Origin of the sequence: Parafrankia irregularis, assembly GCF_001536285.1 — a bacterium.
Taxonomy (GTDB): Bacteria; Actinomycetota; Actinomycetes; order Frankiales; family Frankiaceae; genus Parafrankia; species Parafrankia irregularis.
Window position 1 is genome coordinate 105,468 of sequence record NZ_FAOZ01000024.1, and the last position, 19,968, is coordinate 125,435.

Below are 19,968 nucleotides of genomic sequence, written 5' to 3' on the forward strand. Positions count from 1 at the left end.
GCCACTGGGGGTGAGATAAAATAAAGGAGTTAAGGAGTTCCTCTCCGCGCTATGACGTTCCGGACGGGGCGGGCGGTGGCTGGGGAGGGGCCGGCGATCTCGTGGCCAGCTCGGCTTCGATGCCGGGCAGCCAGAACGCCACTTCGAGGGTTTTGAGGGCAGCCCAGCGGGACAGTTCATGCCCGGCCCGCGTCGCGCCGACGAATCCCGCGAGGAAAGCCGCGACGGCGAACGCCGCGAAACCCCGTTCGTGGCTGGCGACCAGCTCGACCACGGCGACGCCCGCTGACAGGAGCATGGCAATCCCGGCGTTTCGCAACGCTATTCCGCTGGCTCGCAGCCGGCTTATTTCCACCGCCGAGTCGGGCGCTTTGACCTCGATGGCCGCGAAGACGAGCGCCTGGTCGACCCGGACGAACGCCATCGACCGGGCGCCGGGAAAGCGGTCGAGAAACTCCGCGCGAGCATCGCGCCCTTGGCCCAGCCACTGCGGCATCCGCCGCCCCAGGAACCGGCGCGGGGCGTATGTCAGATGGCCGAGCAGGTAGCTGGCGATGATCCCGCCCGCGATCAGCACGGTGGAGTTGAGGTCGCCGACCTGCCCGAGATCGATCCACGACGCCCGGTCCAGGACGTACAGCAGCAGCACCAGGTACAGCGAGCCGGGAACGGAGTAGGCGAAGATATCGAAGACGCCGAGGCTTAGATTCACGCTCTCCTCTGTCCGGTCGGTCGCGTCCCACCCGGCTCGGGCAGAGCCGCGGTGCGCGCGTGGTCGTTGACAGCGCGCACCGCGCGGTGCCGTCGACTTTCCATGAGTGATTCTGGCCCACAGCATTCAGCCTGGACCGCGCAGAGGGAGATCGTCTGAGTCCCCTTTCGTTCCGGCGGCGCCTGTCCATCCTTTCCGGTGGACAGCCGGGATGCACGCGGTCGACCTGGCGACCTCGGCGAGCTGTGGGGCGGGTGGGCGCCAACCTGCGGAAGTGCCTGCTCAGAGCCGGCGAGGCCGGTGGTGCCACCAGCAGTGGATGCTGGCGCGCCCGGCCGATGGAGTCAGCTCGCCGGAGCTGACGGTGGCCGCAGTCGAGGCGTCGGCCAGACGCGAGCGGGGACCAGCCCCAGGAAGTCCATCCGGCGACCCGTCCGATGATCATTTTTTCATGGAAATCGCGGGCGGATAGCTACCCGACGGGTTTGTGCGGATGCGGAAACGCGCTTTTCGACTCGACTCTCTCGTAAGGGTACCGGCACTGTCGTCCTACTCGTCGAAAGCCGTCTGATATACACGGAATTCTCGCGTGTAATGGGGGTGTTGGCGGTGGCGGAGCCTGTGACCGGCGGTAGCCTGAAGGTCTTGTTTCTGTGTGAACAGTACCCGCCGATCGTATGGGACGGCGCCGGCATCTACACCGCTGTAATTGCAGGGGCGCTTGCCGCGCTCGGCCACGAGGTGCATGTTCTGTGCGCGCAGGGACACCGGATCGTGGACGAGATTCACGACGGGGTGCGGGTTCACCGCCGTCCGCTACTGCGTGTTCCCGTCACGCGCATGCTGGGCCGTTACGGCCGGGTGATCGCGGGCCGTCACCACCCTCGGGACTCGCTGAGCCTGCGCGCGAGCCTCGCCGCGTCCTACGCGTTCTGGCTGCGCCGGCTGGGTCTGCGGCCCGACGTCATCGAGACTCAGGACGGCGACAGCCGCGGGCTGATCCGCATCCTGGGCCACCGCCATCCGCTGGTGATCCACCTGCACTGCCCGACGATGCTGCCGCCCCGACTGTCGGGCGAGAAGCTGTCCTGGAAGGGACGGGTCGCCGATCGCGTCGACCGGGCCGTCGTGGCGTGGGCCGACGCCGTCACGGCCCCGTCGGAGCTGATGGTCACCACGCTGCGGGAGTTCGGCTGGCTCACGGACCGGCCGGTGGAGGTCATCCCGAATCCCTTCGACGCGACCTGCTGGCGCTCGGTCGCTCCGCCGCGGGAAACCGAACCGGTCATCGCCGTCGTCGGGCGCATCGAACGGGAGAAGGGCGTCAACATCCTGCTCGACGCCGTCGCCAAGCTGCGCGCGGACGGTCTGGAGGCTCAGATCGTGCTCGCCGGAACGTCCGCCGGGTTGATCGGTGGTATCCCGACCCGTGCATGGCTGGCCCGCCGGGCCGAGCAGCTCGACGTACCGTGCACGTTCACCGGACACGTCCCGCTCTCCGACCTGGCCGAGATCTATGGCAGGGCACGGGTCGTCGCGGTTCCGAGCCGCTTCGAGAGCATGTCCATGGCTGCGATCGAGGCGATGGCCAGCGGTCGCCCGGTCGTCGCCACCGCCCGGACCGGGATCGCCCCCTATCTGGAACGTCACGGCGCGGGCGCGGTCGTGCCGCCGGACGACCCCGAGGCACTGGCCGCCGCGCTGCGTCCGCTGCTCGTCGATCCGGAACTCGCCGTGACGGTGGGTGCCCGCGGCCGCGCGGCGGTGGCCGACTTCGAGCCGCGAGCCGTCGCGATGCGCCGCGAACGGGTCTATCGCCGGGCCATCTCCCGTTTCGAGATCCGCCGCGGAACAAGCCCGTGAAGGCCGCGACAAGCCCGCGACAAGCCCGCGATGAGTCCGCTCACCGGCGGAGATGTGAACGGCCCGCCGCCCGCGCCGAGTCTCCGGCGGGTCAGGCCAGATGGTCGAGGGCGCCGACTTCCAGGTAGATCTCGACGGGGGAGCGGGTGCTGGCCGCAAGCAGGGAGGCAGGCAACGTGGGGGCGTTACCAGCCTCGTCCGGCGTCGTCTGGCTGACGTGCTCGGCGAGCGCGGCGAGCTGGCGCTCCCGATAGCCGCGAGCGTCGACCAGCAGCGGCCTGACCTCGCGAACCCGGTCAACGGGGTCGCCGAACACCCGCCGCGGTGACCAGCCCTCGGTGCCATAGCCCCGGGTCCAGGGCCAGTGGGTCCACAGCCACACCCCGTACTCCAGAACCTGACCGGTGTAGCCGGTCATGGCAGCGGCCCGGCGAGCGGCCGCGCCGCTGGCGTTGTGGTCGGGGTGCCCCTCGCAGGAGACCGGGATGAGCATCTGCTCCGGCTGGCATGCCTCCAGCAGTTCGGCGAGCCGCGCGCTCACCTCGTCGACCTGGTCGCAGACTCCGCCGTCGGGAAAATCCAGGAAGTGCAGCTGCTCCGCGTCGACGCCGAGCCGCCCGCCGGCCTGGCGGGCCTCCTCCCGCCTGATCGCCGCGAGCTCCGCAGGGCTGATACCCGAGCGAGGCGCCGCGGCGCCGTCACTCACCATGGCTATGTGCACCGGCCTGCCGGCGTCCCGCTTGCGCAGGATCGACACCCCGCAGCCGAGCGTCTCGTCATCGGGATGCGGGGCGACGACCAGGGCCGATGTCCGGGCCATCCGGACCGTGAGATCCAGACCGCGGCGTGCCCAGGCCCACCGGAAGCCGCGACGGAACGGCAGCAGCAACTCGTCCCGGCCCAGAAAGGTCGCCGCATCCGCCACGGCGTCACCCTACCCGCGACTTTCGCCCGTCAGCGGGAGCCGACGCACCAGGCGGACGGGACGCCGGGGACTGAGACGCCCGATCCAGGGCGTACAGCAGCAGCACCAGGTACGGCGAGCCGGTAACGGAGTAGGCGAAGACGCCGAAGACGCCGAAGCTGAGATTCACGCTCTCCTTTGTTGCTGGACCGGCGGGTGCCAGAAGGAACGAGTGGGACGACGGCGCTTCGCGGCTGGCGCACATCATTCATGCACTGAAAGATGATGCTGGTCGAAGAAGTCAAGAACGGTGTCGGTGGCCGGGAAAGTCCTACCGGCCTGGGAGTTTCCCCTGGCCGAGGGTCTGTCGCCGGCGGCGGCCGGGCCGCCGGGCCAGACGTGGGTGCCGCCGGCAACCGTGATGAAGACGATCTCACTGCCCTGCACGCAGCCCTGGTACCGCATCTGTTCCACGCCGTCGGCGACGCGAGTTCTGCCGGGCGCGGTGGCGCACCGGTAGCGCTCCACATAGGTCGCGATGGACGCCGCGCTGTTCTGGTACGGCACTGTCACGTCCGCGGTGCCGTTGACCGCCAGCGTCGCGGGTGCGGTGCCGTCCGGGCAGGACGGTGGTGCCACGCCGGCGACCATGGCCACGGCGGCGAAAGGGTACGGCGGCTTGCAGACAAGAAAGCCGGCGAAGGCGGATCCATTGGAATGGCCGGCGGCGTAGACGCGGTCGGGGTCGATGCACAGACGGGTGGTCAGGTCACCGAGCAGAGCTTGGATGAAGCCGAAGTCGTCGGCTCCACCCTGCTGGGCGAGAAAGTTCCACTTCGGTGGCGAGCCGGCCGACTGGGGGGTGACGACGATATACCCGCGTGCGGTGCCCGTCTGGGCAAGAGACGTGTTGGCTTCCTGTTCTTCCATGCTTCCACCGAATCCGTGGAAGCTGAACAGGAGTGGGTAGGCCATCTGGCCGTCATAACCGGCCGGGAGCCCGAGCAGGTAGGAACGGTCGGTGTCACCGACACGGAAGATCTGCTGCCCCGCCGCCGGTGCGGGTCGTGCTGGAGCGCACGCGCCGGGTGCCGCGCCGGGTGCCGCGACGGGGATCGAACGCGCGGTGTCGTCGCCGGGTCCGCAGGATGCGACGAGCAGGAGGGCGGCGAACCCGCGGACCGCGGCCGACCCCAGACGGAGCCGGCGTTCTCGGGTGCTGTGGCCCGGGCAACGGGCCGCGTTCCCCGTCGGCACCGGTCTTTCCCGGCCGCCGGATCGGAGCGACAGGAACGGGACGAAGGGCGCGGATCGACGCACGAGGAGGAGAATAGTCAACCGTAGTTGACTGTCAAGGATGGTTGCACGGTTACGCTGCCACGGTGGCTTCCTCCCCATCCGTCCCGCCGCCGTCCGGTGACGGCGGTGAGACCTCTGCCGACTGGGCGCTGGGGCTGGCGCTGGCCTCCGCGCACCAGGTGTGGCAGGCCAGGACGTCCACCGCGCTCGCTGAAGGTGGTTTCGGTGATCTACGGCTCCCTGACCTGCAGCTTCTGCGACTGGTCGAGGGCGGCGTCGCGACAGTGGGCGAGCTCGCCACCCTCTTCCAGGTGAGCAAGCAGGCCGTCAGCAAGGTTGTCGACAGCCTGGCCGGTCGCGGCTACCTCACCCGCTCCACCGACCCCGCCGACCGTCGACGAGCCCGCCTCACGCTGACTTCTCGTGCCCGGGACGCTGTTCGCGTAACCGGCCAGCGCCGCGAAGCCGACCAGCTCGCGCTGCGGGAGCAGCTTGGGGAGGTGGGCCTGCGCTCGCTGCGCGACGGACTCGCCGCTATCGTCGGCCTTGCTCCCGACCAGGAGGTCGTCATCGCGCTCGCGCGGCGGTTCGTCGAAGTGGACCGACTGCCTCCTGACTCCGGCCACCCGGCCAACTGACCACAGCTGACGGCGCGGGTGCGCTCCGGGATGCTGCGCTCCGTGTTCCCACTCGATCTGCCGCACACGCTCGGCGGGACGTCGCCGGTACGGTCGTCGAGGCCGGCGACGGGGTCCGCGCTCCGGCCGTCGGCGACCGGGTCATCGGCCTGCTGGACGGGGGCGCCGCGGCTGAACATGCCTCAGCCGTCGCCGATGCTCTGGCAGAAGGGTCGTCCCAGCTGAGCTGTCATACCTGAGCATGAGGTCCAGCGAGCCCTTCGGAGCGAGCGCCGTCGCCAGCTGAACGCATCGAGCATCCGCAACCAGTCGGCGGCACGCGGGTCGCGTCGGAGGGGACTCCGTTCGGCGATCCGGACCCGGGCTATGCCGGAAGTGACCGGCTGGCATCGGCCTTGCGCAGGACGACCTCGAGGCTGATGCCCTCGGCGCGGATCGTCGCGCCGCCGAACACGCTGGCCGTGGCCAGCTCCTCGAACCGGTCCGGCGTGTAGGCGCGGCGCCGCAGCCCGCGCAGCGTCCGTCTCGTCATGGCCCCGCTGATCCGGTTCAGGCGCATCGACGCCACCTCGCGGTTGATGTCGGTCGCCGTGGCGAGGTGGTTCATGTCCTCGATGACCGCCGTGCCGTCGGGGCGCAGGACGCGGTGGATCTCGTCGAGCGCCTTCCCGGGGCGGGTGAAGTTCTTGAACGCGGCCTGGCAGACGACCAGGTCGAAGCTGTCCGCCGGGAAGGGTATCTCGGCCGCATCGCCGTGCCGGACGTCGACGCGGACACCCGCCGCGGCGGCCTGCTCGGTGACGATGCCCACGAACGTCCGGCTGATGTCGAGCGCGCTCACCGGGCACCGGCCCAGGCGCGCGATCTCGATGGCCAGGAAGCCGGGCCCGGGGGCGAGCTCCAGAACGGCCGCACCGTCGGCCAGGCCTTCGGTGAGCGCGGCGGCCTGCTTCCGGTAGGCCTCACGCTGGGGCCCGGTCCCGCGCAGGCGCGTGTACCAGCGCGCGATCGGGCCCTCCATGGTCAGCCCGCCGAATCTCTCCCGTCGGCTGTCCTTCATCAGGTCGTCTCCTGTATCGGTCGGCCTGAGTTACCGGCGCGGGTCGGTGTTGGCGGTGTTGGCGGTGTTGGCGGAGGTGGCGGTGTTCGCGGAGGTGGCGGCTGTGGCGGCGGTCGAGAAGCTGGCGGCGGGATCGGCGACCGTCGGCTGGTGCCCGGCTCGCCGCGAGGCCCGCGCATCGGCCAGGAACTCGCGGGTGAACATCGCTGACAGGACGGCGGCCCCGCTTCGGCGGACCCGGATCTCTCCCCGGTCGACCCGTCCCGTGAGACGGATCGTCCGCCCCGCGAGCGCGTCGTGGCCACAGGCGTCCTTGACCCGGCCTCGATGGGTGAAGCGCAGACCCCACTGGTCGACGAGGGCGTCGTCGGGCACCAGCAGCTTGAGCACCGAACGGTCCAGATCGACCCGGACCTCGACATCACCGGCCGGGATGCCGGGGGAGCGCAGGTCGAGCAGGGCGCCGCCCCGGCGGGCGCGGACCTCGAAGATCCGGGCGGTGGTCCAGTGGCCGAGCTTGCGCACGGTGGCCTCGAACGCCTGGACGCGGACCGGTGCGTCGACCGCGTCGACCGCGTCGACGGTGAGGTTTGCCATCGTGGACCCCCTAGGCTGAAGGTAGTGGTCGCTAGCCGAGTATCTCGGTTGAACGAGTATCTCGGCTAAACGAGATACTAGGAGAGGCGAGAGAGTTTGTCGAACGACGCTGGCCGCGCCCGGATGGAGGCGGACGTCCTCGCCGCGGTCGTCCGCATGATCGCGGGGGCGGTCCTCTACAGCCACGAGGTGGCGGAGAAGATCGGGCTCGGCCCGAGCGACACGCAGTTCCTGACCCTCCTCGAGGTGCACGGACCGCTGACGCCAGGGCGGTTGGCCGACCTGAGCGGCCTGCGGACCGGCACGGTCACCGGAGTGCTCGACCGCCTCGAGCGCGCCGGTTACGTCCGCCGGGAGCGCTCCGCCGAGGATCGGCGGAAGGTCATCGTGTCCCGCGCCGAGGAGCGGATCGCCGCGGACATGGGCGCGTTCTACGGCTCCAAGGGAGCCGGCCTGATGGAGCTGCTCGGCCGCTACGACGACGCCGAGCTGGCGATCGTGGCCGACTTCGCCACCCGCCTCGCCCAGCCCTGAACGGAAGCCCGGCCGCACCAGGCCTGGCTGGTTCAGCCGGCGAGGGTCCTTTCGAGCTGGCGGGGGTCAGCGTGGTAGATCGCGGCCAGCGCGGCGGAGGCGTCGTCCGGGTAGATCTCCGTCGTGTCGGCGGCCAGTGCCGCGACGATCCGTTCGGCGACGACGCGGGCGTCGGCTTTGACTGCGTTCATGCCGGCGGACATGTCGGTGTCGATGCCGCCGGGATACGCGCCGTGGACCACGATGCCGCGTGGGGCGAGAGTGGCGCGCAATGACTGCGTCAGCGAATGGGCAGCGGCCTTCGACGCGGCGTACACCGTGGTGTGTGGCGCGGGCGCCAGCGCGATCACCGAGACGATGTTGAGGATCGCCGCCGCCCGTCCGGCGGTTGCCGCGGCTTCCAGCGTCGGCAGGAACGCCCGGGTGGTGTGCAACAGGGCGAGGTAGTTGACCTCCAGGTCGCTGCGGGCACCGGCAAGGTCGGCTCCCAGCGGGTCACCGAAGGTCGCCGATCCCGCGTTGTTGACCAGAAGGTCGAGGTCGACGACCTCTGCTGCGGCTGCCCGCACGGATGCCGGATCGGTGACGTCCAGAGTGACGGGCACGACTCGGCCACCGCCCGCCTGGACGAGTGGCCTCAGGGTGTCCGTGTCGCGGGCGGCGGCGTAGACGGTGGCCGCGCCGGCGTCGAGCAGCGTGATGGCGAGTTGGGCGCCGAGGCCGCGGTTGGCGCCGGTGACCAGGGCGGTGCTGCCGTGAATCTGCATCCTGTCTCTCCCTGCCGCTGTGATCCGCTGGCAGCGACGTTACGGATCAGGGATGAGCCGATGAATGCTCCTCTGAATCAGATTCATGCTCGTACGGCTCGGCAGCCGTCGAGAATGGCCGAGGGCTGTCGGACGTTACCCTGGCATCGTGGACGTGCTGTCCGACCTCATCGACACCGCACGGGTTCGTGGCGCGGTGCTGGGCAGTGTCCGGGCCCGGCATCCGTGGGGCCTTGATCTGGCCGCCGAGGAGGACGCGGCCTTCCACGCCGTGGCCGCCGGCTCCTGCTGGCTGCGGGTGCCCGGCACCGAACCGGTTCAGCTCATGCCCGGCGACGTCGTCCTGCTCACGAGGGGTGGCCGGCATGCGATATCGAGCACCCCAAGCGCGGCCACGACGCCTTACGACAGCGCCGCGGCTCGTCGTGAGGCCGCAGCCACCGGCGAGCTCGTACTGGGTGGCGACGGGCCGACGACGCGGTTCCTGTGCGCGTCCTACTCCTACGATCGGGCGCTGCACCACCCGCTGCTGGCGGGACTGCCTCAGGTGCTGCACCTTCCGGCCGCCGAGGCGCCGCTGTCGACCGGGGTGGCCGCGTCGCTGCGGCTGATGGACACGGAGATCGGGAGCCGCGACCCCGGCGCCCGCGCAGTGGTGGCCAGAATGATCGACATCCTGTTTGTCCAGGTCCTCCGTGGGTGGCTGGCCAGCGATGGCGGCCACACCGAGCCCGCGATCGGATGGGGCGCCGCGCTGCGTGACAGGCACATCGGGGCGGCGCTGGCACTGCTGCACGAAGAGCCGGCCAGGGCGTGGACCGCGGCTGAACTGGCCGACGCCGTGCACATATCCCGGGCCACGCTGAACCGGCGGTTCGCGGAGCTGGTGGGGGAGGCGCCGATGGCCTACCTGACCCGATGGCGGATGGAGTTGGCCGCCCGTCAGCTCCGCGACGGCGAGACATCGGTGGCCGCGGCCGCCCACGCGGTCGGCTACCGGTCGGAGTTCGCGTTCTCCCGTGCCTTCACCCGCCACCACGGCACCGCTCCCAGCCGCTACCGCCGTACTTTCGCCGAAGTCGGGTAGGCACGGAGGCCTGAGGCCGCTGTACGAGTTGCCGCTCGCGCCGCTCGCTAACCCTGTTCGACGATCAGTTTTCGGGCCAGGCCAGGGATCCCCCGCGGGCAGGGGGCCCGCGTGCAGACCGACGGACTGGGGCTGGGACTGTCCATCGTGCGCGCGGTCGTGTTCGCCCACCGGGGACCGATAGCGATCACCGCTCTGTCCGGCGGCGGCCTCGGCGTAGCCCGCGGGGTGGATCGTCCGGTGGGGGTACCATGGAGGAAAGCATTGCCTCCATGGTGGAAGTGGTTGCGGTGGCGCTGAACATCAAGAACGACGAGGCGCAGCGGCTTGGCCGTGAGCTGGCCGACCTGACCGGTGAGAGCATCACGACGGCGGTGACCACGGCCATTCGTGAACGTCTCGACCGTATGCGGGCCGACCGTGAAGCGGGCGAGCAGCGAGTTGAGCGGATTGTCGCTCTTGGCCGCCAGATAGCGGGTGCGGTTGCTGAGAGCAGGTTCGGCGTCGAAGACCTCTATGATGATCGTGGGCTGCCGGCGTGATCGTGGATTCGTCCGCCCTCGTCGCTATCATCCGAGCCGAGCCTGACGCGGCTGCTTACGCGGCGGCTCTTGTCTCGGCGGACACCGCCATGTCTGCCGTGAACTACGTGGAGGCGGCGGTCGTCGTTGACTCGGCTCGCGACCCTGTAGCGAGCCGCCGGTTCGACGAACTGGTAAGAGTGGCGGAGATCGAGGTGGTGCCGGTGACGGCCGAGCACGCGACGCTCGCCCGGCAGGCCTACCGAGACTTCGGTAGGGGGAGCGGTAGTCCCGCCCGGTTGAACTTCGGGGACTGTTTCGCCTACGCGCTTGCGGCTGAACGACGGGAACCGCTCTTGTTCAAGGGCGAGGACTTCGTCCATACGGATCTGGTCGCCGCCGACCTTCCCGACGAGCACTGACCGCGACCTGAGGCAGGTTGCCGAGGCCGACGAGCTGCTGACGAACGATCCGTTGGCGCTGCTGATCGGGATGGTGCTGGACCAGCGGGTATCGGAAAGAACGAGTGCGATGGGACTATCCGTGTCGATCTGACACCCGCACCGGATCGTCAGGGTGTCGGGCTGTCGGAGCGTTGGGCGCCGGGCGTACCCCTGCCACCGGATGTCCGATGGGGCCGGTTGTCGTGGGTTCGGTTGATGAGAGCGGCGATGCCGTCGAGGATCCGGTCCACGCCGAAGAGGAACTCCTCGGTCTCCTCGAACCCCGTCGGGTCGCCGCCGATCTCGCCCGCCCAGGCGATGCGGTGCAGCCGTGGATAGGTCTGTGCGTCAACGAGCTCGCGCAGCAACGCCTCGAAGCCCCAGACAGGCGGCGGGTCGCTCCTGTCTGGCCCCGCCACCGCGTCGGCCCCAGCCGCAGCCCCAGCCGCAGCCCCAGCCCCAGCTCCAGCGGCAGCCCCAGCGCCGGGTGCGGCGGCCGCCCGGGCGGCGTCGTGGGCCATTCGGGCCTCGCTGAGGGTGTACGAGCTGAGCAGGCCGATCACGCGGAGCTTGTCGGTGTCGGACAGGCCGGTGTCGTCGAGGGTCTCCAACCCCTTTTCGACGAAGGTCAGTGAGTTCGGTGCAACCGGGGGCGCGGCCATCGGCATCTGGGTGATCCAGGGATGGCGGTCGATCATCTGGCGCTGGACGATCGCCCAGGCCCGCAGTCGGCTCCGCCAACCGTCGCCCTCCAGGACGAGCCTTTCGGCGCCCAGGGCGCTGGCGTTCCACATCATCTGGAGCAGCTCGTCCTTGGTGGCCACGTGCCGGTACAGCGACATCGTCGTGTAGCCGAGCTCCTTCGCCACGCGGGCCATCGACACCGCGGCCAGGCCCTCGGCGTCGGCGATCCGGGTCGCCGTCGCCACGATCGCGTCTACCGAGAGCCCCGGCCGCGGCCCGCGCTGACCACGTTCGCGGCGGCCCCAGAGCAGGTCGAGGCCCGGCGGTAGCGGTGGTGACTTCTCGCTGGCCATCGGCCTCCCTCCTCGATCGCGAGGATACGGCTTGACGTGAACTGTGTATCACGCATACTTTCCGTGTATGCCATACACAGTAGCTGCGGACGGGATCCGCAAGTCCTATGGCGGCCGGGTCGTGCTCGACGGCGTCGACCTGGCCATCGAGCAGGGTTCCGTCTTCGCGCTTCTCGGTCCGAACGGGGCCGGCAAGACGACGATGGTGCGGATCCTGGCCACCCTCGTCGCTCCCGACGCGGGGACGGCCGTGATCGCCGGATGTGATCTGCTCCGCGACCCGACCGGAGTCAAGAGCGCGATCAGCCTGACCGGTCAGTACGCCGCGATCGACGATCTGCTGACCGGCCGGGAGAACCTCGAGATGATGGCGCGGCTGCGCCACCTCCCGAGGCGCGAGGTCCGGCCCCGGGTCGACGAGCTGCTGGCGGAGTTCGACCTGGTCGACGCCCGGGACCGTCGGGTGAAGACATACTCCGGCGGGATGCGCCGGCGCCTCGACCTGGCGGCGAGCATGGTCAGGCGGCCCGTCCTGGCGTTCCTCGACGAGCCGACGACCGGGCTCGACCCCCGCAGTCGCGAGCAGCTCTGGGAGACGGTCCGTCGCCTGGTCGACGAGGGCGTCACCATCCTGCTCACCACCCAGTACCTCGAGGAGGCCGACCGGCTCGCCGACACGGTCGCCCTGCTCACCGCCGGCCGGATCGTGGCCCAGGGCACGCCGGAAGAACTCAAGTCGAGCCTGGGCGCGGAGGTCGCCCGGCTGCACTTCGCCGACCCGGCCGGCTACCGCGTCGCGCTCGGCCACCTGGAGTCGACCCACTCGGAAGGGGCCCGCGCGGAGGTGGCCCGCGCGGACGAGGCGCTGCGCGTCATCGACATCGTCACGGACGGCTCGGCGGCCCAGGTCCACGCGCTGCTCGGCGGCATCGCCGCCATCGGGGCCCCCGCGGCCCGGGTGTCGACCCATCGCCCGAGCCTCGATGACGTCTTCATGTCCCTGACCGCCGCCGACGCCGCGCCGTCCGCGCCGCAGCCCCGATCGGAGACCGTTCGATGAGCCTCGCCTACGCTGTGACCGACTCGCGGATCATGGTCGCCCGCTGCCTGCGGCGGTCGCTGCGCGACCCGGAGGCGTTCTTCACCGCCCTGATGCTGCCGATCGTGCTGATGCTGTTGTTCGTCTATGTTTTCGGCGGCGCGCTGAACACCGGCGGCAGGTACGTCGACTACGTCGTACCCGGCCTGATCGTGCTGTGCGCCGGGTTCGGGGCGGGGACGACGGCGGTGTCGCTGGCCACCGACATGACCAACGGCATCGTGGACCGGTTCCGCTCGATGCCGATCAGCGGGCCGTCGATCCTCATTGGCCAGATCGTGGCCAGCCTGGCCCGGAACCTGATCGCGACCGCTCTGGTGATTGGCGTCGGGCTCGGGGTCGGCTGGCGCCCCACCACGTCCGGGCTGAGATGGCTCGCGGCCGTCGCAATGATCATCTTCTTTGTCTTCGCGTTGTCGTGGCTGGCCGCCGCGGTCGGTCTGCTCGCCGGCGGGCCCGAGGCGGCGAACTCGTTCACCTTCGTGCTGATGTTCATCCCGTATGTCAGCACGGCTTTCGTCCCGGCCCGCACAATGCCGACCGCGCTTCGCGGCTTCGCGGAGCACCAGCCGTTCACGCCGATCATCGAGACCATGCGTGGGCTGTGGATGGGACAGACCTCGACCGGCGTGGCGCTCGGCCACGAGGCATGGGTCGCGATCGCCTACTGCCTGGGCATCCTCGTAGTCTCCTTCGCCGGCGCATCCTGGCTGTTCCGCCACCGCACCGCGGCGTGACGCCCAGCCATCAATCAGTTCACGGACGGGTCGGAAGCCGCGATACGTCGCGGTTGGTGGCCTCGAAGGTCCAGACCTCGGTGTCCGCGGTGGGCGACTGGCCCACCTTGTAGTCGGCGTGCACGGCAACCGTGGTGAGGCCAGCCTCCTGGAGGAGATCGTCGAACTCGTCGAGGTCCCAGATCTGGAGGGTGAACGGCTCCAGTTCGGCCTGCACCAGGCGGCCGTCGCGCCACAGCTCGTACCGGCACCAGCTGATCTGGCACCGGGGGTCGGTGGGCGGGCCGGGATGACAGGTGAGAGTGATCAGATCCCCGCCGTGCCACCAATGGCGCAGCGGTTCGGGCTGAGCAGGTGGGTTGATCGGCTCGACGTCGACAATGAGCCGCCCGTCCGGCGTGAGGCTTTCCCGAATGTTCCGCAGCGCCTGGAGCGCCCGCTCCCGGCCGGTCACCAGGGCGAACGAGCCCGCGGGAATGATGACCGCGTCGAAGGCGGCGGGCTCGCGGAAGGCGACCATGTCCGCCTCGAACAGCACGGGGTCGAGGCCATGCGATGCGCAGTTGTCGCGGCAGATCGTGAGCATGTGGGTGGACGTGTCGTAGCCGCGGACCCGAAGCCCACTCTGGAGCAGCGGAATCAGAATCCGGCCGGTTCCCACGGCCGGTTCCAGAATCTCGCCGCCGACCCCGGCCAGCAGGGTCCGGTAGAACTCGACGTCCCCGAACGAGGTCCCGATCGGTTTGTCCAGCTGGTAAACCAGCGAGCACAGCCGTCCATACCGCACTGGTGCCTCGGTCACGGCTCTCCCTTTCGGACCCACACGCTTTGGGTTGCCGGGTCAGGGCGCTGGCAGGATGCCGGCGAGCGCATCAGCGTACTGATTGACGTCCGCTGGCCGTGACGAGCCAGCGCCCAGGGGGCCGGGACCGACCGGACCGCGGCCGACCGGTCAGCGGGGCGCCGCGTCGACGTCGGTCGAGCGGCTGACGGCGTCCCATGAGTCGAGGTCGGCCCGGCGCCGGTCCTGGGCGGCCCGAATCGCCTCGACTGCGTCCGCGCCCAGGGCAAGGTGCAGCGGCGCGGCCGGCGCGGCCGGCGCGTCGAGGGCGGCGACGATCGCGTCGGCCGCCTTGCGCGGGTCGCCGGGCTGGCTGCCGTCCATCGAGTCGACGCCGGCGCGGGTCTGGCCGACGGTCGGCTCGTAGGCGTCGATGCGGCGTGAGCGGTGCATCCCGCGCCCGCCGAACGCGGTCCGGAACGCCCCCGGCTCGACGATCAGCACCCGGATGCCAAGCGGCTCCACCTCGGCCGCCAGCGACTCGGACAGCGCCGCAAGGGCGAACTTGGCCGAGCAGTACGCCCCGAACCCGGGCATCGTCACCTGGCCGCCCATCGAGCTGATCTGGACGACCGCGCCGCTGCCCCGCGCCCGCATCCCTGGCAGGACGGCCTGGGTCAGGGCGACCGGGCCGAAGTACATCGTCTCCATGAGCGTCCGCAGGTCGGACAGGTCGATCTCCTCGACCGCGCCGACGGAGCCGTACCCGGCATTGTTGACGAGTACATCGACCCGGCCGAACCGAGCGGTCGCGGCGTCGAGCGCCGCCTGGATCTGGGCCGGGTCGGTCACGTCCAGCGGCAGGGCCAGGAGCCGACCGTCGGCCGAGGCGACCAGGTCGTCGAGGGTCTCGGGGCGGCGGGCGGTCGCCACGACGAATTCGCCGCGGCGCAGCGCGGCCTGCGCGATCTCACGCCCGAAGCCGGTCGACGCGCCGGTGATGAACCACACGCGCCCGGCCGGGCCCGCCCCGTAGGTGTCGGAAGTCGTCACAGTCCCGACCCTAGGAACGGGCGACGCTCCAGAGAAACAGCTGTTACCTGAGCGGCCACAGGCCCAGACTGTGGCCGCTTAGGCTGGAGCGGTGACGCGGGAGCCGGTGACGCCCGAACTTCGCCAGCTGCGCTACTTCGTGGCCGCCGCCGAGGAGGGCAGCCTGACCCGGGCGGCGGCTCGGCTGCACATCGCCCAGCAGTCGCTGTCGCAACAGATTCGCGCCCTGGAACGTCAGGTCGGGGCAGCGTTGCTGGTCCGGAGCAGCCATGGGGTCACGCTCACCGCGGCCGGGACCGCGCTGTTGCGGGAGAGTCGAGTTCTGCTGGCGCAGGCCGAGCGGGCGATCGACGCCGCCCGGCTCGCGGCCCGGGGCGACCGGTCGCCGCTTCGGGTCGGGTTCCTGGTCACGGTGGCGAACTACCTGATGCCCCCGGTTGTGCGGACCCTGCGCGAGCGCCACCCGCACATCGCCGTGCGCGCCGAGGACCTGCCGATCGCCGCGCTGGTCGCGGGCCTGCGGGAGGGCCGGCTCGACGCCGCTCTCACCCGGCCGCCGCTGGTCGACGACCTCGAGAGCGAGGTTGTGCTGCGCGAGCCGGTCGCCGCCGTCCTGCCCGTGGGCCATCGGCTGGCCGGCCGTGACGAGTTGCGGATGGCTGACCTGGCCGACGAGCCGTGGGTGCTCACGCCGAGCCATTCCTGGCCGCCGTGGCACCGCAAGTACGAGACCGATTTCCGCCGGGCCGGCTTCTCCCCCCGGGTCGTCGAGCGTGGGACGAGCCCGCAGGGCCTGTTGGCACTTGTCGCGGCAGGCGTGGGCGTGACCCGCCTGCCATGCTCGTCCCGCTCCCTGCGCGACAGCGGGGTCGTCTTCGTCCCGCTCACCGGCGACGAGGCCGAGGTTGTCCTCGTCCGGCGGGCCGGCGCGCCGCCCCCACCGGCCTTCGACGCCCTGCGCCAGGTAGTCCACGACGTCGCCCGCACGACCGACCTGGCCGCCGCCGGCTGAGCGCCGACCTTCCCGGCGGCACGCCCCTCACGGGGCCAGGTCAGGCACATCACGCTCGTGTCGAACTTTGACGGTATGTATCGCTACCCGTAACGTTGCGCAGCATGGACCCGTGGACTTCGGATCCGGTCGAAGACCTTTCAGGGGCAGACACGGGATACGAGTCGGAGAACTCGGCCCACTCGGACGCGGAGTACGACACGGCGAACGAGTGGCAGCACCGTCCCCCCTCGGACCCAGGGCGCGGGCGGGAGGAGGCAGCCGGCCCGGCCGGGCGCCACGGGCACCACGGGCGCCGAAAGCCGTGGAAGTTCATCGCGCTTGTGACGACCGTGGCCGCGGTCCTCGTGGTCGGCGTCACCGCGACCATCGTGGACGTGGTCGTACCAGGCAGGGAGAGCCATCCCGTCGTCGGGTTCGTGCCGACGGGGGCCTCCCCTGAGCAGGACGGTGAGCAGATCACCACCGCGTTCCTGAGTGCGTGGGCGGCCGGCAGCCTCGAGCTGGCGGCCAGCTACACCGACAGCCCGCAGGCCGCCGAGGAGGCCTTCGCCGCGTACCGCGAGGGCCTCCATCTCACGACACTGAGCGGCTCGTCCGCCGGCGCCACCAGGCTGGTCGAAAACGCGACGTCCGAGGCCGCGCAGACGCCGCGGATCAAGGTCGCCATCGCGGTGAACGCCCTGGTCGCAGCCCCGGCCGGCACCGGGGTGATCAGTGGTACCTGGAGCTACCACTCGTCGCTGGTCGCCTACCAGAAGCCGGACTCGCCGGCGTGGTCCATCGCGTGGGCACCTGACGTCCTCGCGCCGAACCTCACCGCCGCCACACACCCCGCCGCCGTCCCGCTGGCTCCGACGGCCACGTCCGTCGTCGACTCCAGCGGCAACAGCCTCACCTCATACCAGGACGCGGGCCTGAACACGATCGCGGGAATCCTGAAGTCCAGCCCACCCGAGAACCTGGGGCAACCGGGGCTCGCCGTCGAGATCCAGTCCGCCGCCGGTACGCCGGTCAGGGGCACCCGGACAGTGATCTCCGCGCCGGTGGCCGGCACCCTGGCCACCACCATCAGCGCCGGGGCGGAGCAGGCCGCGCGCGGTGCCGTCGCGGAGCATCCGGACAGTTCCCTCGTCGCCATCCAGCCGTCGACCGGCCACATCCTGGCCATCGCCAACAACGCCGGCTACAACGACTTCGCACTCACCGCGGCGGTGGCACCAGGCTCGACCGGAAAGATCATCTCTGCGGCGGCGCTGATCAGCCACGGGGTCGTCACCGCGAACACCCCGGTCGCCTGCCCGGCTGTCTACACGGTGCAGGGCATCAGCTACCACAACGACAAGGGCGAGTCCGAGCCGGCGTCGACGCCTTTCTCCCGCAACTTCGCCCAGTCCTGCAACAACGCGTTCAGCCAGTGGTGGCAGCAGGAGAGCAACGGCCGTCTCGCCTCGGTCGCCAAGGAGTACTTCGGCCTCAACCAGCCATGGGACATCGGTCTCGGCAGACCCGCGACCTACTACAACCAGCCGGCGACCGCCAGCGGCTCCGAACTGGCCCAGAACATGTTCGGCCAGGGCCACATCACCGCGTCTCCGCTCGCGATGGCCTCAGTGGCGGCCACCGTCGCGGACGGGACCTTCAAGCAGCCCATCCTGCTGCCCGGAGCCTCGCAGATCGCCGCGACACCCCTGCCCGCCGGCGTCGACTCGCAGCTGAAAACCATGATGCGCGAGGTGGTCGCCGAGGGCACGGCCGCCGGGCTCGGGTTCGGCCCGACCGTCCACGCCAAGACAGGGACCTCGGACGTCGACAACCAGGAGCAGCCCAACAGCTGGTTCGTGGCCTTCGACCCAGCCCGGGACGTCGCTGTCGCCTGCCTCGTCCTCAACGCCGGACACGGTGCCCAGTTCGCCGCTCCGGAAGTTCTGCACTTCCTGGCCAGCCTTTAGGTACTGAGCAAGCGGGCGAGGCGGGTGACCGCGCGGTGTCGGTGACTGATCAGGAGATCTGAGCGGCCGGGAGCGTTGTTGCAGGGGCGCCGAACCAGCGGGAGAGAGCGTCTCGCAGCGTGAGCGCGGCTGTGTCGGTGGGCTCGGCGATGGACGCGGCCCAGGCGATGTGGGCGTCCGGGCGGATGAGCAGCGCGTCGGCGGGTCGGTGATCGGTTTTGGCGGTGTGGATATCGATGCGATGCTGCCAGTCCTGGGCAGCTGCGCGGAGTTCGGGGCGGTCGGCGAGGTCGAGGAGGAGGGGCCGTGCAGTGGGCGTGAGGTCCGCGATGCTGGTGGTGCCCTGGTCGGTGTAGAGGGTGAGATTGGGCGCGAAGGTGCCGGTCAGGGCGTGCTGATCGGGGTTGGGCAGCGGGTGGCGGACGTCTGAGCCGGCGATCATGGCTGCGATGCGGTGCAGGGGCTGTTCGTCGGCGCACAGTTCCAGGAAGAGGTCCCGGAGGGCGTCGGCGGCTGGGTCCTGGCCTCGGCGCAGTGCCACCTGTGCCTGGGTCTGGTACATGGCGCGGGCGCCGGCGAAGTGGCGCTCGCCGTGGTAGGTGTCCAGCAGGCCGGTCGGTGCCCAGCCGTGGATGTCGGCGGCCAGCTTCCAGGCGAGGTTGACCGCGTCGAGCATGCCGACATTGATGCCGATGCCCGTGGCGGGAAACTGGTGAGCCGCGTCGCCGGCCAGCAGGAAACGTCTGTCGCGGTACCTTTCGGCCTGCCGGGCCTGGAACCCGTAGCGTGACAGCCGGATCACTTCTTTGACGGGAAGGTCCACGCCGAGCACCCGGCGGATGCTGTCCTGGAACTCGGCCAGGGCCATGGGTGCGTCCCCGTCGAGGTCGGCGGGTTCGTCCTCGGTCGTCTGGACGAGCAGCATCTCCGGGGTGAGCCACCCGAATCCGAACACGCCGCGGTCTGTCCGGGTGAAGGAGGCCGCACGGACCCGGCCGAATCCGGGGAGGTCGAGGTCGCCGTTGTCGAGACGCGTCACGGAATCGGGCAGAGTGACCTGGCCCAGCCGGTTGACTTCTGGATAGGTCGTGCCGGCGAAGTCGATGCCGGCGAGGTCACGCACCCGGCTACGCGGGCCGTCGCAGCCCACCAGGTACCGGGCGCTCGTCCGGTACAGCCCCTGGGGGCCACGCACGTCCGCGGTCACTGTGGCCTCCTCCTGGCTGATCCCCACGACCTCGTGTCCGCGGCGAATGTCAGCGCCGAGTTCGCGAGCGTGCTCGTCGAGCAGGCGTTCGAGTCGCGGTTGCGGGAGATGCACACCCCAGATCGGGGAAACCGCCAGGTGCGAGAGGTCCAGGTGCACACCGCCGAACTGGATCCGAGGAGCTGTGTGGATCGGACCGACACTGGCCGCTTCGACCCGTTCCAGCAGGCCCCGGTAGCGCATCAGCTCCAGGATCTGCCCGCTGAAACCGTTCGCCTTCGGCGTCTCCTGCGGTAGCGGCTGCCGCTCCAGTACCAGCGGCCGGACTCCGGCCAGGCGTAGCTCGGCGGCCAGCATCAGGCCGGTCGGACCGGCACCCACGATGATCACTTCGGTGTCCGTCATGAGTTGCTCCCCGCGCAGTATTTCGCCGCGTTCCCGTTCGATCCGGCCATTGACAACAACGCACACATTTCGCGGCTCCTCATTCCGTGGGTTCCTGCCTCGGCCACGGATTCTGCGGCATGAACGGGGTCTTGCCGCAAGCCCCCCGCTGTGCTATATCTTAGAAATGGAAGGAATAGCTGTCATGCTGTTCCTCGACGTCCAGATGTGGACGGTCAACCCCCGCGTGGGGTAAAGAGCAGGCGATCCCCTGGATGGTC

General features: G+C 70.2%; 21 protein-coding genes. 10 read left to right on the plus strand and 11 right to left on the minus strand.

Annotated elements, in window-relative coordinates:
* Positions 1–49: 49 nt before the first annotated feature.
* Positions 50–712, minus strand: a complete 663-nt coding sequence (locus tag AWX74_RS27845; protein ID WP_091283030.1) for a hypothetical protein — start codon at positions 710–712, stop codon at positions 50–52.
* Positions 713–1,321: 609 nt separating this feature from the next.
* Between AWX74_RS27845 and AWX74_RS27850 the strand changes: the two genes are divergently transcribed.
* A complete protein-coding gene (locus AWX74_RS27850; protein WP_242666450.1) occupies positions 1,322–2,575 on the plus strand; it encodes a glycosyltransferase family 4 protein in 1,254 nt (417 codons plus the stop codon).
* A 91-nt stretch (positions 2,576–2,666) separates the two neighbouring features.
* Here AWX74_RS27850 and AWX74_RS27855 read toward each other — a convergent pair whose 3' ends face one another.
* From AWX74_RS27855 to AWX74_RS27860, 3 genes are all read right to left on the minus strand, one after another.
* On the minus strand, positions 2,667–3,500 hold the full coding sequence (locus AWX74_RS27855) for a PIG-L deacetylase family protein (RefSeq protein ID WP_091283034.1): 834 nt from the start codon (positions 3,498–3,500) through the stop codon (positions 2,667–2,669).
* A gap of 4 nt (positions 3,501–3,504) precedes the next feature.
* Positions 3,505–3,669, minus strand: a complete 165-nt coding sequence (locus tag AWX74_RS40225; protein WP_165615802.1) for a hypothetical protein — start codon at positions 3,667–3,669, stop codon at positions 3,505–3,507.
* Between the two features lie 74 nt (positions 3,670–3,743).
* Complete coding sequence (locus tag AWX74_RS27860; RefSeq protein ID WP_165615807.1) at positions 3,744–4,736, minus strand: CE1 family esterase; 993 nt, start codon at positions 4,734–4,736, stop codon at positions 3,744–3,746.
* A 125-nt stretch (positions 4,737–4,861) separates the two neighbouring features.
* Between AWX74_RS27860 and AWX74_RS27865 the strand changes: the two genes are divergently transcribed.
* Positions 4,862–5,416, plus strand: coding sequence for a MarR family winged helix-turn-helix transcriptional regulator (locus AWX74_RS27865; RefSeq protein ID WP_091283039.1), 555 nt, complete (start codon positions 4,862–4,864; stop codon positions 5,414–5,416).
* A 364-nt stretch (positions 5,417–5,780) separates the two neighbouring features.
* Here AWX74_RS27865 and AWX74_RS27870 read toward each other — a convergent pair whose 3' ends face one another.
* Both AWX74_RS27870 and AWX74_RS27875 read right to left on the minus strand, forming a co-directional pair.
* Positions 5,781–6,476 carry a class I SAM-dependent methyltransferase gene (locus AWX74_RS27870; protein ID WP_091283041.1) on the minus strand — a complete coding sequence of 232 codons (696 nt, stop codon included), beginning with the start codon at positions 6,474–6,476 and terminating at the stop codon, positions 5,781–5,783.
* A 30-nt stretch (positions 6,477–6,506) separates the two neighbouring features.
* Positions 6,507–7,073 (minus strand): hypothetical protein, encoded by a 567-nt coding sequence (locus AWX74_RS27875; RefSeq protein WP_091283043.1) that lies wholly within the window; start codon positions 7,071–7,073, stop codon positions 6,507–6,509.
* A gap of 96 nt (positions 7,074–7,169) precedes the next feature.
* Between AWX74_RS27875 and AWX74_RS27880 the strand changes: the two genes are divergently transcribed.
* On the plus strand, positions 7,170–7,607 hold the full coding sequence (locus AWX74_RS27880) for a MarR family winged helix-turn-helix transcriptional regulator (protein WP_091283046.1): 438 nt from the start codon (positions 7,170–7,172) through the stop codon (positions 7,605–7,607).
* Positions 7,608–7,639: 32 nt separating this feature from the next.
* Here AWX74_RS27880 and AWX74_RS27885 read toward each other — a convergent pair whose 3' ends face one another.
* Positions 7,640–8,374: an SDR family NAD(P)-dependent oxidoreductase gene (locus AWX74_RS27885; protein ID WP_091283048.1), complete on the minus strand. Its 735-nt coding sequence runs from the start codon at positions 8,372–8,374 to the stop codon at positions 7,640–7,642.
* A gap of 148 nt (positions 8,375–8,522) precedes the next feature.
* Between AWX74_RS27885 and AWX74_RS27890 the strand changes: the two genes are divergently transcribed.
* The 3 genes from AWX74_RS27890 (at position 8,523) to AWX74_RS27900 (ending at position 10,404) form a co-directional block, all read left to right on the plus strand.
* Complete coding sequence (locus AWX74_RS27890) at positions 8,523–9,461, plus strand: AraC family transcriptional regulator (protein WP_091283051.1); 939 nt, start codon at positions 8,523–8,525, stop codon at positions 9,459–9,461.
* Positions 9,462–9,712: 251 nt separating this feature from the next.
* A complete protein-coding gene (locus AWX74_RS27895; protein ID WP_207550430.1) occupies positions 9,713–10,003 on the plus strand; it encodes a type II toxin-antitoxin system VapB family antitoxin in 291 nt (96 codons plus the stop codon).
* Complete coding sequence (locus AWX74_RS27900) at positions 10,000–10,404, plus strand: type II toxin-antitoxin system VapC family toxin (RefSeq protein ID WP_091283053.1); 405 nt, start codon at positions 10,000–10,002, stop codon at positions 10,402–10,404. Before AWX74_RS27895 ends, AWX74_RS27900 begins: the two co-directional genes overlap by 4 nt.
* A gap of 149 nt (positions 10,405–10,553) precedes the next feature.
* Here AWX74_RS27900 and AWX74_RS27910 read toward each other — a convergent pair whose 3' ends face one another.
* Positions 10,554–11,462, minus strand: coding sequence for a TetR/AcrR family transcriptional regulator (locus AWX74_RS27910; RefSeq protein ID WP_091283057.1), 909 nt, complete (start codon positions 11,460–11,462; stop codon positions 10,554–10,556).
* Between the two features lie 67 nt (positions 11,463–11,529).
* Between AWX74_RS27910 and AWX74_RS27915 the strand changes: the two genes are divergently transcribed.
* Both AWX74_RS27915 and AWX74_RS27920 read left to right on the plus strand, forming a co-directional pair.
* The gene (locus tag AWX74_RS27915) at positions 11,530–12,522 is read left to right on the plus strand and encodes an ATP-binding cassette domain-containing protein (protein ID WP_091283059.1); all 993 of its coding nucleotides are present in this window, start codon (positions 11,530–11,532) and stop codon (positions 12,520–12,522) included.
* A complete protein-coding gene (locus AWX74_RS27920; RefSeq protein WP_091283062.1) occupies positions 12,519–13,298 on the plus strand; it encodes an ABC transporter permease in 780 nt (259 codons plus the stop codon). The genes AWX74_RS27915 and AWX74_RS27920 overlap by 4 nt, the downstream gene beginning before the upstream one ends.
* Positions 13,299–13,317: 19 nt before the next feature.
* On the opposite strand, the gene AWX74_RS27925 is transcribed toward AWX74_RS27920, so the two are convergent.
* Positions 13,318–14,100, minus strand: coding sequence for a class I SAM-dependent methyltransferase (locus tag AWX74_RS27925; RefSeq protein ID WP_091283063.1), 783 nt, complete (start codon positions 14,098–14,100; stop codon positions 13,318–13,320).
* 150 nt (positions 14,101–14,250) lie between these two features.
* Positions 14,251–15,132, minus strand: coding sequence for an oxidoreductase (locus AWX74_RS27930; protein ID WP_091283065.1), 882 nt, complete (start codon positions 15,130–15,132; stop codon positions 14,251–14,253).
* 106 nt (positions 15,133–15,238) lie between these two features.
* Here AWX74_RS27930 and AWX74_RS27935 point away from each other — a divergent pair, with 106 nt between their 5' ends.
* The gene (locus tag AWX74_RS27935) at positions 15,239–16,144 is read left to right on the plus strand and encodes a LysR family transcriptional regulator (RefSeq protein WP_091283114.1); all 906 of its coding nucleotides are present in this window, start codon (positions 15,239–15,241) and stop codon (positions 16,142–16,144) included.
* Positions 16,145–16,248: 104 nt separating this feature from the next.
* Positions 16,249–18,096, plus strand: a complete 1,848-nt coding sequence (locus AWX74_RS27940) for a penicillin-binding transpeptidase domain-containing protein (RefSeq protein ID WP_091283067.1) — start codon at positions 16,249–16,251, stop codon at positions 18,094–18,096.
* Positions 18,097–18,145: 49 nt separating this feature from the next.
* Here the strand turns inward: AWX74_RS27940 and AWX74_RS27945 are convergent, their stop codons facing one another.
* Positions 18,146–19,708: an FAD-dependent monooxygenase gene (locus AWX74_RS27945; protein WP_091283069.1), complete on the minus strand. Its 1,563-nt coding sequence runs from the start codon at positions 19,706–19,708 to the stop codon at positions 18,146–18,148.
* Positions 19,709–19,968 lie beyond the last annotated feature (260 nt).